Source organism: Pontibaca salina (genome assembly GCF_016307205.1).
Taxonomy (GTDB): domain Bacteria; phylum Pseudomonadota; class Alphaproteobacteria; order Rhodobacterales; family Rhodobacteraceae; genus Pontibaca; species Pontibaca salina.
Window position 1 is genome coordinate 100,965 of record NZ_JAEIJD010000004.1, and the last position, 12,009, is coordinate 112,973.

Annotated in this window: 12 protein-coding genes; 8 read left to right on the top strand and 4 right to left on the bottom strand. The window is 60.5% G+C overall.

What is annotated here, in order from left to right:
- Positions 1-36: 36 nt before the first annotated feature.
- The 3 genes from JAO82_RS06995 to JAO82_RS07005 all read left to right on the top strand — a co-directional run bounded on the left by JAO82_RS06995 (position 37) and on the right by JAO82_RS07005 (position 1,827).
- Entirely contained in the window at positions 37-642 is a 606-nt protein-coding gene (locus tag JAO82_RS06995; protein ID WP_198685657.1) for a VOC family protein, read from the top strand.
- Between the two features lie 63 nt (positions 643-705).
- Complete coding sequence (locus tag JAO82_RS07000) at positions 706-1,386, top strand: TerB family tellurite resistance protein (RefSeq protein WP_198685658.1); 681 nt, start codon at positions 706-708, stop codon at positions 1,384-1,386.
- 72 nt (positions 1,387-1,458) lie between these two features.
- Complete coding sequence (locus JAO82_RS07005; RefSeq protein ID WP_198685659.1) at positions 1,459-1,827, top strand: hypothetical protein; 369 nt, start codon at positions 1,459-1,461, stop codon at positions 1,825-1,827.
- 6 nt (positions 1,828-1,833) lie between these two features.
- On the opposite strand, the gene JAO82_RS07010 is transcribed toward JAO82_RS07005, so the two are convergent.
- From JAO82_RS07010 to JAO82_RS07025, 4 genes are all read right to left on the bottom strand, one after another.
- Positions 1,834-3,378, bottom strand: a complete 1,545-nt coding sequence (locus JAO82_RS07010) for a Ppx/GppA family phosphatase (protein ID WP_198685660.1) — start codon at positions 3,376-3,378, stop codon at positions 1,834-1,836.
- Positions 3,379-3,450: 72 nt separating this feature from the next.
- Positions 3,451-5,625: an RNA degradosome polyphosphate kinase gene (locus JAO82_RS07015; RefSeq protein ID WP_198685661.1), complete on the bottom strand. Its 2,175-nt coding sequence runs from the start codon at positions 5,623-5,625 to the stop codon at positions 3,451-3,453.
- Between the two features lie 58 nt (positions 5,626-5,683).
- On the bottom strand, positions 5,684-6,373 hold the full coding sequence (locus JAO82_RS07020; protein WP_198685662.1) for a P-loop NTPase family protein: 690 nt from the start codon (positions 6,371-6,373) through the stop codon (positions 5,684-5,686).
- 1 nt (position 6,374) lies between these two features.
- On the bottom strand, positions 6,375-7,475 hold the full coding sequence (locus tag JAO82_RS07025; protein WP_198685663.1) for an AI-2E family transporter: 1,101 nt from the start codon (positions 7,473-7,475) through the stop codon (positions 6,375-6,377).
- A 144-nt stretch (positions 7,476-7,619) separates the two neighbouring features.
- On the opposite strand from JAO82_RS07025, the gene proS reads away from it, so the two are divergent.
- The 5 genes from proS to JAO82_RS07050 all read left to right on the top strand — a co-directional run bounded on the left by proS (position 7,620) and on the right by JAO82_RS07050 (position 11,993).
- Positions 7,620-8,966, top strand: coding sequence for a proline--tRNA ligase (gene proS, locus JAO82_RS07030; RefSeq protein WP_198685664.1), 1,347 nt, complete (start codon positions 7,620-7,622; stop codon positions 8,964-8,966).
- 145 nt (positions 8,967-9,111) lie between these two features.
- The gene (locus JAO82_RS07035) at positions 9,112-10,398 is read left to right on the top strand and encodes a lipoprotein-releasing ABC transporter permease subunit (protein ID WP_198685665.1); all 1,287 of its coding nucleotides are present in this window, start codon (positions 9,112-9,114) and stop codon (positions 10,396-10,398) included.
- Positions 10,391-11,071 carry an ABC transporter ATP-binding protein gene (locus JAO82_RS07040; protein ID WP_198685666.1) on the top strand — a complete coding sequence of 227 codons (681 nt, stop codon included), beginning with the start codon at positions 10,391-10,393 and terminating at the stop codon, positions 11,069-11,071. The genes JAO82_RS07035 and JAO82_RS07040 overlap by 8 nt, the downstream gene beginning before the upstream one ends.
- A 106-nt stretch (positions 11,072-11,177) precedes the next feature.
- On the top strand, positions 11,178-11,588 hold the full coding sequence (locus JAO82_RS07045) for a c-type cytochrome (RefSeq protein WP_198685667.1): 411 nt from the start codon (positions 11,178-11,180) through the stop codon (positions 11,586-11,588).
- A 3-nt stretch (positions 11,589-11,591) separates the two neighbouring features.
- Complete coding sequence (locus tag JAO82_RS07050) at positions 11,592-11,993, top strand: c-type cytochrome (RefSeq protein ID WP_198685668.1); 402 nt, start codon at positions 11,592-11,594, stop codon at positions 11,991-11,993.
- Positions 11,994-12,009: the final 16 nt, after the last annotated feature.

Genomic DNA, 12,009 nt, shown 5'->3' on the forward strand with positions numbered 1-12,009 from the left:
TGGCGTAAAATGTCGCGAACAATCGGGACCACGAGGATGCAACTCGATCATATTGCCGTATCAGGCGAGTCGCTGGAAGAGGCTGCCGAAACCATCGAAAGTGCGCTGGGCGTGGCGATGCAACCCGGTGGGCGGCATGAAGTTTTTGGAACCCATAATCGGCTTCTCGGTTTGGATGCGGGGCTTTATATCGAAGCGATTGCCATTGATCCGTCCGCCCCGCGACCCAAACGCGCGCGGTGGTTCGATCTGGACCATTTCGTCGGCCTCCCGCGCCTGACCAACTGGATCTGCCGATCCGAGGATTTGATTGCGGCGCTGTCCCACCTGCCGCAAGCTGGCAATCCGGTAAATCTGGTGCGCGGCAATTTGGCGTGGACCATGGCAGTACCGCAGGATGGCGGGCTACCCTTTAACAATCTGCATCCGGCCCTGATCCAATGGCAAAGCCCCCATCCGAGTGTGGTTTTGACTCAATGCAGCTGTGCGTTGCGGCAACTTATCGTGATTCACCCAGAAGCCTTGGCCTTGCAACGGATGCTTACACCGGTCTTCGATGATCCCCGGGTGAGCTTTGAAAACGGCGCGCCGGGGCTGGTGGCCGAAATCGATACACCGCATGGCCTGCGCTATCTGCACTAACTTTTGAAGACGAAAGGATAAACTGTACCTGACAGTTCAGCGTCAGGAGGTTAGGTATGCGTCATGTCACTCTGGACCCGTATCACTGACGCGCTGGCTGCGCTGGGCAAGGGCGAAAGCCTGTCCGCCGTTTTCGACCGGTTGCGCAGCCGGCCCGAACGCAGTGTCGCCTTTGCCATTGCGGTGATTGGCTTAGGTGCCAAAATGGCCAAGGCCGATGGCAAGGTGACCCGCGATGAGGTCGCTGCCTTCCGCGAAGTGTTTCAAATCGCCCGTGAAGACGAGGCCGGTGCGGCGCATGTGTTCAATCTCGCCCGGAGCGACGTCGCAGGCTATCGCCAATACGCCCGTCGAATCAGGCGGATGTTTGCAAATGACCGTCAAATGCTGTGCGATCTGATGGAGGGCCTGTTCCATATCGCCCTTGCGGACGGCCAATATCACCCGGCAGAAGATCGCTTTCTTGCCGATGTTGCGGAAATTTTCGGTCTGAGCGGTGCGCAGTTCCGCGCTGTGCGGGCGCGATTTGTGCCGGATTCTCCCTGTGATCCCTATGCGGTGCTGGGGGTTACGCCGGGCACTCCGCGTGCAGAGATCCGCAAAGCGTGGCAGCGGCTCGTGCGCGAGAACCACCCCGACCGCATGATCGCGCGCGGCGTGCCCTGCGAGGCGATCAAGATGGCAGAAAAGCGGCTGGTCGATATCAACCGCGCCTGGGACGATATCAGCGCCACAGCGACTTGATCGGGACCGTAGGCGGATAATCATCACGCCCAACCCTTTCCACGGGGCAAGCTGCGCCCTATATTCGGGCACATGATACGCAAAACCATTCTTGCGCTGGTCATCGCTGCCCAGCCCGCTATCGCTCAGGACACCACGGAACCCGAGGGACGTGGACTGATGCAGCAAGGGCTTGAATTGTTCCTCAAAGGGTTCAGTGACGAGATGTCGCCGGCGATGGAGAACATGCGCAAGCTGGCCGAAGAATTCGGCCCCGCAATGCAGAGTTTCATGGCTGAAATGGGGCCGGCGCTGGCCGACCTGATGGGGCAGGTGAAGGACTGGAGCGTATACGAAATGCCCGAAGTTCTGCCAAATGGCGATATCATCATCCGCCGCAAACCCGAGGCACCGCCACTTGAGGAAACGCCTGACCGCGGTACTGACGAAATCGAGATCTGATCCGGGCTATTTCAGCAGTTTCACGCTAACTTCTGCGCCCAGTGATTTGGCGAGCGATTTGAAACGGGCCTCGGCCACCTCACCATAAAGCGCGCTGGCATCCCGCGACAGGCGCAATTCCAACAGCTTTTTCTTCGGAAACCAACGCAGCGCCGCCATCTGTGCATCTTTTTGCATCCAAAGCATCGCGCCAAAGCGCATGGCCTTGCCCAGAATTTCAGCCTCATTCTGGCGTTTCTCGTCCAGCAAGCGGTAAAGCGGCTCGAACCGGGTGCCTTCGCGCTTGTTGGAATAGCGGTGCAGCAACGCAAGGCCCAGAAACACCCGTTCAGAATGATCCAGCCCGCCCAGATTTGCGCGCGTGGCGTTGTCAAAACAGACTTCGGCGCGATAATCGGGATGAGCGCGCCAACTGACATCGTGCAAAAGGCAGGCGGCTTTGACCAGCCGGATGCGGCTTTCGGGGGCGGATTTGAACAGCGGCATCACAAAATTGAACAGCGTCTTGCCAAAGCCGGGCATGCGCGCGTCCTTGGATTCGGAAAACCGGCAGGATTCGATCAGCGGATCGCGGTCGCGCAGACGCTGCGGCATCTGTTCGTAAAGCAGTCCCTCGCGGATACCATAGCTGGAAATTGCGATATCCTTGGGCCGAAAGGTTCGCACCAGACGGGTCAGCACGTCGGCGGCGATCGGCACCAGCGCCATGCGCGCCGATGAGACGCCGGTGGCGCGCCGCAATATGGTGGGGTCGGTGGTTTCGATATATCTGACCGTGTCACGCAGCGATTTCGCAGTCATACGATATTCATGCAGGACCCGCAGCGGATATCCCTGTCGCGCCATGTCGATCCGGGCAATGGCACGCCAACTGCCGCCGACCAGAAATAACCGATCACGCTGGGGCCCCATCTCGGCGCTGAGATCTTCGACCACCTGCTTAATATGGGCCTGCCGACCCTTGCGCCCACCCGGCAGGGTGCTCAGTTTCAGCGGCCCAAGCAAAGACGAAGTCCGCCGCCCGACGCGCCCCTCGTTGATTTCTGCAAGTTCCATCGACGAGCCGCCCATATCGCAGACCAAGCCATAGGCGCCCGGCCAGCCGAGCAGCACGCCTTGGGCCGATAGGCGGGCTTCTTCGTCGCCGTCGATCACCCAGATCTTCAGTCCGGTTGCGCGCTGCACCTCTGCCCGGAAATCGGGGCCGTCGCTGGCATTGCGTACGGCGGCGGTGGCCACGGCCGTCAGCGGAGACATACCCATACCCTGCGCGAGATGTTGGAACCGATGCAGGGCCGCCAATGCGCGTTCGCGCCCCTTGGGGTTCAAGGTGCCGGTTTCAGCCATGCCAGCACCAAGGCCGCACATGATCTTTTCGTTATAGAAATAAGCTGGCGATCGCGCGGCACCATCGAAAACCACCAGCCGGACCGAGTTCGAGCCAACATCGACCACGCCAACCCGTGACAATTTCCGCGCGCCGGGTGAATCAAACAACGCGCGGCCAAATGGGCCCCATGCCGGAGTCGCGGCCTGCGCTTCTTCGTTCATGTGTTCCCCCATCTCCAGCGCTTAAAATGCGCCATCGGCACGTTGGTCGCAAGGCTTACACATATTTGGCACTCAGTCTTCGGTATGGGTCAATACCGGCACATCAGACGCCCCTGCCGATCCGCGCCCGGAAAGCGACGGGTTTTCCATAAAAAACCTGTGGCAATTGAAGGCGAAAGCGCCCTCGTCCGGGGCCGGTCGGGCAAAGCTGCCGTCGGGTTCCATCACCCAGCTTTGCGCCACATCCGCCAGATTGGCGGCCATGATCTGACTGACGATCTGGGCTTTGACGGTTTTGTTGTTGATCTCGATCAGGGTTTCCACCCGTCGCGTCAGGTTGCGCTCCATCCAGTCGGCCGAGGACAGGAACACGCGGGCGCTTTTGTCTGGCAGGCCGTGACCATTGCCGAAGCACACGATGCGCGAATGTTCCAAAAAGCGCCCGACGATGGATTTGATACGGATATTCTCGCTCAATCCCTTGATGCCGGGGCGCAATCCACAGATCCCGCGCACAATCAGAGAAATCTTTACCCCCCCTTGCGAGGCACGGTACAGCGCGTCGATTACCTCGGGGTCGATCAGGGCATTCATCTTGGCCCAGATCACCGCCGGGCGTCCGGCTGCGGCATGGGCGATCTCAGCCTCGATCAGTTCCAGCAGGCGGGATTTCAAAGTCAGCGGTGAAATGGCGAGATTTTCCAGCACTTCGGGCTGCGCATAACCGGACAGGTAATTGAACACTTTGGTCGCATCTCGCCCCAGCGCGCGGTCGCAGGTGAACAGCGACAGGTCGGTATAGATGCGGGCGGTGATCGGGTGGTAATTTCCGGTGCCGTAATGGGTGTAGGTCACCAACTTGTCGCCCTCGCGCCGCACCACGGTGGTCATCTTGGCGTGGGTCTTGAGGTCGATGAAGCCATAGACCACATGCGCGCCCGCCCGCTCCAACCGCCGCGACTGGCGGATATTGGCGGCCTCGTCAAACCGCGCTTTTAATTCGACCAGCGCGGTGACCGATTTGCCGTCTTCGGCGGCCTCGCACAGGGCACTGACGATCGGGCTCTCGCGGGACGTGCGGTAAAGCGTCTGTTTGATCGCCACCACGTCTGGATCGCGGGCGGCCTGTTGCAGGAAGCGCACCACCATGTCGAAGGTCTCATAGGGGTGGTGCAGCAGCATGTCCTTTTGCCGGATCGCTGCGAACAGGTCGCCGTTGTGATCGGTGACGCGTTCGGGAACGCGCGGGGTGAAAACGGGCCAAAGCAGGTCGGGGCGGTCGTCGCGAACCAACTGGCCGAGGTCCGCCATACCGATCATGCCTCCGACCTCGACCACCTCGCCCGGGCTGACGCCCAGTTCCCGCATGACAATGTTCATCAATTGGGCCGGAGCCCCCGCCGAATGAGTCATCCGCACAACCTCGCCGCGACGGCGGCGTTTCAGAGCGACTTCGAACTCGCGGACCAGATCCTCGGCTTCGTCCTCAACCTCAAGATCGCTGTCACGCAATACGCGAAATTCGAAATGCGCCTTGTGCTTGTAGCCGGGAAACAGGGTTTCGATCTTGAGCAGCAGCAACTGCTCCAGTGGCAGAAACCGCTGCGTCGCACCGTGACCGGGCAAGGCAATGAAGCGGTCGATCTGGTTGGGAATCGGCAACAATGCCTGCAAGGTGCGGCCATCGCGCACCCGTTCCAGCTGCAGAGCCAGCGAAAAGCCGGAGTTCGGGATGAAAGGAAAGGGATGCGCCGGGTCGATAGCCAGTGGTGACAAGACGGGAAAGACCCGGTTTAGAAACACGTCGTCCAAAAAGGGCAAATCTGCCGGTTTTACCGCATCATGGTCGAGCAGGGAAATTCCGGCATCGGCCAATTCGGCCTCAAGCCGAGTCAGGATACGCTGTTGCGATTGCATCAGTCGGCGCGCGTTTTCGTCGATCAGGACCAGTTGTTCGGCGGGGGTCAATCCGTCGGCGGCGGGGGTGACGTTGCCCGACCGCGCCAATTCGCGCAGACCGGCAACGCGCACGGTATAGAATTCGTCTAGGTTGTTGGCGGAAATCGACAGGAAGCGCAGCCGTTCCAGCAGAGGCACGCGGGGGTTTTCGGCCTCTTCCAGAACACGCCAGTTGAAGCCCAGCCAACTGAGTTCGCGATTGTAGAAGCGTCCCGGCCCTGAGATGTCGAGATCAGCCAGGGCAACAGGGTCAGGAAAGGGATATTTCAGGAAATCGGCATGGGTCATTCAAATGCTTTTCCGGCCTGTTCAACAGCAAGCTGGTGCAGCCTATCGCGTTTCTGGTTCAAGTTGTATCGCAATCCGCGCTATCTTCGCCAAGCATTCGCACCGCAAGGGCGCGTGTCAACGGGCGGGCCTCGGCCAGCGCGGCCCGGTCCAGACGTGTCACGATGGTTGCCGCGGCATCGAAAGAGCGATCAATCCGCGTGACCAGATAGGGGATCAGATCGGGTTTCGGCGTGATCTGGCGATCGGCGAACAGCTTTGCCAGAACCGCCGCCAAAAGCACATCGTCTGGCGGGTTCAGTGCGACATGGTGGGTGCCTTCGACCCGGCTTTGCAAATCAGGCAGAGTCAGGTGCCAGTGGCGCGGCGCGGCGCGCCCGGTCAGCAGCAGGCGATGGCCTTCAGCCAGAACCAGATTATGCAGGTGGAACAGCGCCTCTTGCGCTTGCGGATCGTTGGCGATCTCAGGCACGTCCTCGACAGCGACAGGGTGGCAGGCCAGTGCCGGAATGTCCGCTGCTGGCAGATCGCGCGCGGCAATGATCTGCGCGCCGCTGGCGGTGGCCCAGACATGGGCCAAATGGGTCTTGCCGGCCCCGTCCGGCCCGCTGAGCACCAGCTTGCCGCCGGTCCAGCTTTCCGACAGGTCGATCATGGCAACCGCCAAAGCGTTGGCGGGTGAAACGAAAAAATCACCACGCCCCAGCGCCGGCTTTACGGGCAGGTCGAAATGCAATTGGCTTTCCATCTCAGGGTTGATCCCGCTCCTGTGCTCCGTGGACCAAGTTCGTTGCTGATCCTGAAACGCCGCCATAAAGACTGCTTTTCAGATATTGGTCTATTGCAAATCGTGCAATCACGCCAATCGCTGCCATCAGCGGCACCGCTACGAGCATTCCGACAAAGCCGAACAGGGCCCCAAACACCGATAGCGCAAGGATCAGCCATACCGGATGCAACCCGACGGAATTGCCAACCAGCTTGGGTGTAAGAAAATTGCCTTCGGCGAACTGGCCCAAAAGAAAGACCCCCGTGACCGCAGCGACCCAGCCCCAGTCACCCCAGAATTGGAACAATGCCAGACCGATTGCCAATGCGCCGCCGATCATCGCACCGAGATAGGGGATGAAAGTCAAGATACCCGCCACGAAGCCGACCACCAGCCCGAATTGCAGCCCCAACGCCATCAGCGCCACCGCATAATAGGTGCCGAGGATCAGGCAGACGGTGCCCATGCCGCGAATGAACCCGGCCAGAGACGAATCGATGTCGCGGGCCAGACGGCGCACCACCGGCGCGTGATCGCGCGGCAGCAACTTGTCGATGCGCGCGGTCATCCGGTCCCAGTCCAGCAGCATATAGACCGCGACCACGGGAACAATGACCAGCAACACGATCACGTTGATGACCGATCCCACTGAGCCCAGCAGCTTTTCGAACAGTGCTGGCCCGCGCTCCTTGATCGCCTGGCCCAGTGAGGCCAACGCATTGCGAGCGGGTGAGCCTTCGTCCAAGGCGTTTGGGAAATGTTGCGCCAGAAATTCCTGAAGGCGGTTCACCAGTACGGGAACCAGATCGATCAGATCAACAGTCTGTGATACCAGTGACGGGATCACCAGCAGCGCGGCCAGAATGAAAATCAGTACTGCGCCTGCCGTAATCACTGCTGTCGCCGCCCCGCGTGACAGACCCCATCGTTGCAGGCGGTCGGCCAAAGGATCAAGGAAATAGGCAATCGCCATGCCGAGCACGAAGGGCAATAGCACATGGCCCAAAAACCACAGCACGATGGCGAACACCAGTGCGGCGATGCCCCAGTACTTTAGCTGATCGCCCGCTGAAAGTGACATGCTGTCCCTAAATCGCTGCTTTGTCTCCACATTGCCCAAACAGCACGGCGTTGCAAGGGGAGGACGCATATTGCCCGATTGCCTGCCCGCGCCCTTTGGCATAGATCAGGGCAACCACAGAACACCCCGAAAGGTTCCCGTTTCATGCGCCTGTCCCGCTATTTCCTTCCCGTGCTGAAAGAGACCCCATCCGAAGCGCAGATCGTCAGTCACCGCCTGATGCTGCGTGCGGGTATGATCAAGCAGGCCACAGCAGGGATCTATTCCTGGCTGCCGCTGGGCTATCGTGTGCTGCGCAAGATTGAAAATATCGTGCACGAAGAACAGGCACGTGCCGGGCATCTTCCGATGTTGATGCCAACGCTGCAATCGGCGGACCTGTGGCGCGAAAGCGGGCGTTATGACGATTATGGCCAAGAGATGTTGCGGATCACCGACCGGCACGGACGCGATATGTTGTATGGTCCGACCAACGAGGAACTGATCACCGATATTTTCCGCAGCAATGTCAGCAGCTATAAGGATCTGCCGCTGACGCTGTATCAGATCCAGTGGAAATTCCGCGACGAGATCCGCCCCCGATTCGGCGTCATGCGCGGGCGCGAATTCCTAATGAAGGACGGCTATAATTTCGACCTCACCAAAGAGGACGCGATGTACGCCTATGATCGCCATATGGTCAGCTATCTGCGCACTTACGAGCGCATGGGGCTTAAGGCGATCCCGATGCGTGCCGACAGTGGCCCGATCGGCGGTGACGACACGCATGAATTCCTTGTGCTGGCGGAAACCGGCGAATCCGAAGTGTTCTATGATGCTGATATCTTGAACCTGACGCTGGGCAATCGCACCGTGAATTATGACGATCACGCACAGTGCGCCGATATCGTGCGGGAATGGACAACGCCCTATGCCCGCACCGACGAAACCCATGATGCGGCCCTGTTCGACCAAATCCCCGAGGCACGTCGTCGCAGCAGCCGCGGTATCGAGGTCGGACAGATCTTTTATTTCGGCACTAAATATTCCGAAGCTATGGGCGCGACGGTTCAGGGGCCGGATGGGCAGGCGGTGCCGGTGCATATGGGCAGCCACGGCATCGGCGTGTCGCGACTGCTGGGCGCGATCATCGAGGCCAGCCATGACGACAAGGGTATCATCTGGCCCGAGGGCGTGACCCCGTTTCATTGTGGCATCGTCAACTTGAAACAGGGCGACGAAGAAGCCGATGGGGCTTGCGAGACGCTTTACTCGGCGCTGACCGCGCTGGGGCTTGATCCGCTTTACGACGACCGCAACGAGCGGGCAGGCGGCAAATTCGCAACGATGGATCTGATCGGTCTGCCGTGGCGCATCACCGTCGGGCCGCGCGGGCTGAAAAACGGCGTGGTTGAGTTGACCTGCCGCCGCACCGGCGAAAGCGAAGAACTGCCCCCCCAAGAGGCGGTGAAACGTGTCGCCGAGATTTATGCGCCAATCCGCGCGGCATAAATAATGGTCTCACTGGACAGGGCGGCATCTTGGACGATGGCCCGCCGCCCTGATCTTGCACAACTGGCGCGCCACGGCATCTGGTCGAGGTGATTGCCAGCGTGCGCCGGGGCGAAACCGCCCGAGAAGAGCGACAGGAATTGATATGGCCCGCACCCCGCCCCCCTTTGCCCCGTTCGAGTGGATGATTGCCTGGCGCTATCTGCGTGCGCGCCGGGCCGAAGGCGGCGTCAGCGTGATGACCTGGATCAGCCTGATCGGCATCACCCTTGCCGTGTTTGCGCTGATTGCGACATTGGCCGTGCGCTCGGGGTTCCGGGCGGAGTTCGTCAGCACCATTTTGGGCGCGAATGCCCATGTCACCGTATATAGCGCCGGGCAGATCAGCGAGGACGGGCGGATTGATCGCACCATTACCGATTATGACGCTTGGGCCAAACGCGTCGGGCAGGTGCAAGGCGTCATCCGCGCCGCGCCGCTGGTACGGGGTCAGGTGATGGTTTCGCAACGTGGCAGCAATGCCGGGGTCGAGGTGTTTGGCATCGCCAAGGGCGATCTGCAAAGCCTGCCGGGGATCGCGGAAAGCGACCAAGCGCGCGGCGATCTGGGCCGCTTCGACGAGGGTATCGCCATCGGCTCGGGGGTGGCGCGCGAGATCGGGGCGCAGATCGGTGACAAGATCAAGCTGATCTCACCCGAGGGGGTCAAGACGCCCTTTGGCACCAGCCCGCGCGTCAACGCCTATGAAGTGGTCTATATCTTTTCTGCCGGGCGCTATGATATCGACCGCACCCGCGTCTATTTGCCCTTTGCCGAAGCCCAGTCATATTTCAACCGCGAGGGCGTGGCGGATGAGCTGGAGGTGATGGTGCAGGACCCAGAACATATTGAGCCCATCGCGCTGAGTATTCTTCGGGCAGCGGGTGACGGGGCGCAGGTCTGGACTTGGCGCGACGCTTCGGGTGGTTTTCTGCGTGCGCTGGAGGTCGAAGATAATGTGATGTTCGTGATTCTGTCGATTCTGGTGCTGATCGCGGCGATGAACATCGTTTCAGGGTTGATCATGCTGGTTAAGAACAAAGGTCGCGACATAGGGATATTGCGCACCATCGGCCTCTCCGAAAGCTCGGTCATGCGGGTGTTTTTCATCTGCGGCGCATTTACCGGCTTGATCGGCACCGCGATGGGGGTTGTGCTGGGCTGTCTCTTTGCAATTTACATCGACCCGATCTTTTCCTTCGTGAACTATGCGATGGGCGGCGGCGTTTGGGATCCGTCGATCAGGGGCATCTACAACCTGCCGGCGGAACTGCATCTGTCTGATGTGCTTTCGGCAGTGGCCTTGTCGCTGGGGCTGTCGTTTCTGGTGACGATCTTTCCCGCCCGCCGCGCGGCGCGGATGAACCCGGTTGAGGCGTTGCGCTATGAATGATCCGATCCTGCGCCTTGAGGGGCTGACCAAGACCTATAACCGTGGCAAACCCGGCGAGGTCCAAGTGCTGCGCGACGTCGATTTGGCGTTGGCACCGGGCGAGGTTGCGGCGCTGGTGGCGCCCTCGGGGGCGGGAAAGTCGACCTTGCTGCATATCGCCGGGTTGCTGGATACGCCCGATGCGGGGCGGGTCGTGATTGGCGGGCAGGACATGACCGGCACCTCTGACCGCGCGCGCACCGCGATGCGGCGGCGCGATATCGGGTTCATCTACCAGTTCCACCACCTGCTGCCCGAGTTCAGCGCCGCCGAGAACATCGTGCTGCCGCAACTTGCCAACGGCACCGGCGCAGATGAGGCCCGCGCGCGCGCCGAAGACCTGCTGGACCGTGTTGGCATCAAACCGCGTGCCATGCACCGCCCCGCGGCGCTATCGGGGGGCGAACAGCAGCGCGTCGCCTTTTGCCGCGCCTTGGCGAACGGGCCGCGCCTGTTGCTGGCGGACGAGCCGACCGGCAATCTGGACCCGGCCACCTCGGAGCAGGTGTTCGCTGCACTGATGGAACTGGTGTCCGGCACGGGACTGTCGGCGCTGATTGCGACCCACAACATGGAGCTGGCCGCGCGTATGGATCGTATGCTGCGGCTGGAAGAGGGACAGATTGTGGGCTGACATGCCCCCAGTCTTTCCACAAAAAGCCGGCACAAAACGGATTCTAGCTTGAAATATTGCAGCGCTTGCTGGAACCTTGTCGGCAGCGATGCCCAAGGAAAGCGACATGAAGCTGCTGCATCTGACCTTTTCCACCGTGCTAACCATGACAGCTATGCCAATCATGGCGCAGGATGCCGAAATGGGTGAAGATCTGTACCGGGTGCACTGCGCTACCTGTCACGGCATCGACATGCAGGGTCAGGGACCGATGGCCGGGGTCCTGTTGGTGCAACCTTCCGACCTGACCGCACTGGCGGCAGAGAACGGCGGCGTCTTTCCAACCGAACGGGTGGTCCGGCGTATTGACGGACGTGACCCGCTGGTAAGCCATGGCAGTCAAATGCCGGTCTACGGCCCGTTTTTCGAGGGCGAAGATATCGCGATCAAAACTCCTGATGGCCAGCCAATCATGACAAGCGTGCCAATCGCCGATCTTTTGGCCTATCTGGAATCGCTGCAAAACAATGAGGGCTAAGCCATGAGAATAATAGCCTTTGTTGCCTTTCCGGCTCTGGCGTTAACGCTGTCCTGTGCGGCCGATCTGATGCCGACCGCGCAAGAGGGCGCGCAAGTCTATGCCGACAACTGCACCGCCTGCCACGGCCCGCGCGGCGCAGGCACCGGCAGGCTCACCAGCGGACAAACCGCCCCGGACCTGACACGGATTGCGGACCGTAACGGCGGCGAATTTCCCCGCGCGCGCGTTTTGTCTCAAATCGACGGCTATGGCCACGGCAAGGTGGCGCGCGATGCGATGCCCGAGTTCGGGCTGCTGTTGCAGGGTGAATCCGTTCCGGTTGAGGTGGATGGCGTCATGACACCCACGCCCCGCCCGCTAGCAGCGCTGATGGTCTTTCTGGGATCGATCCAGAAAGGATAGGACACGCGGCAAATTC

Excerpts from the sequence above, each read along its gene's own strand:
- JAO82_RS06995 (WP_198685657.1), top strand. The coding sequence starts at position 37 with ATGCAACTCGATCATATTGCCGTATCAGGCGAGTCGCTGGAAGAGGCT.
- JAO82_RS07000 (WP_198685658.1), top strand. The coding sequence starts at position 706 with ATGTCACTCTGGACCCGTATCACTGACGCGCTGGCTGCGCTGGGCAAG.
- JAO82_RS07005 (WP_198685659.1), top strand. The coding sequence starts at position 1,459 with ATGATACGCAAAACCATTCTTGCGCTGGTCATCGCTGCCCAGCCCGCT.
- JAO82_RS07010 (WP_198685660.1), bottom strand. The coding sequence starts at position 3,378 with ATGAACGAAGAAGCGCAGGCCGCGACTCCGGCATGGGGCCCATTTGGC.
- JAO82_RS07015 (WP_198685661.1), bottom strand. The coding sequence starts at position 5,625 with ATGACCCATGCCGATTTCCTGAAATATCCCTTTCCTGACCCTGTTGCC.
- JAO82_RS07020 (WP_198685662.1), bottom strand. The coding sequence starts at position 6,373 with ATGGAAAGCCAATTGCATTTCGACCTGCCCGTAAAGCCGGCGCTGGGG.
- JAO82_RS07025 (WP_198685663.1), bottom strand. The coding sequence starts at position 7,475 with ATGTCACTTTCAGCGGGCGATCAGCTAAAGTACTGGGGCATCGCCGCA.
- proS (WP_198685664.1), top strand. The coding sequence starts at position 7,620 with ATGCGCCTGTCCCGCTATTTCCTTCCCGTGCTGAAAGAGACCCCATCC.
- JAO82_RS07035 (WP_198685665.1), top strand. The coding sequence starts at position 9,112 with ATGGCCCGCACCCCGCCCCCCTTTGCCCCGTTCGAGTGGATGATTGCC.
- JAO82_RS07040 (WP_198685666.1), top strand. The coding sequence starts at position 10,391 with ATGAATGATCCGATCCTGCGCCTTGAGGGGCTGACCAAGACCTATAAC.
- JAO82_RS07045 (WP_198685667.1), top strand. The coding sequence starts at position 11,178 with ATGAAGCTGCTGCATCTGACCTTTTCCACCGTGCTAACCATGACAGCT.
- JAO82_RS07050 (WP_198685668.1), top strand. The coding sequence starts at position 11,592 with ATGAGAATAATAGCCTTTGTTGCCTTTCCGGCTCTGGCGTTAACGCTG.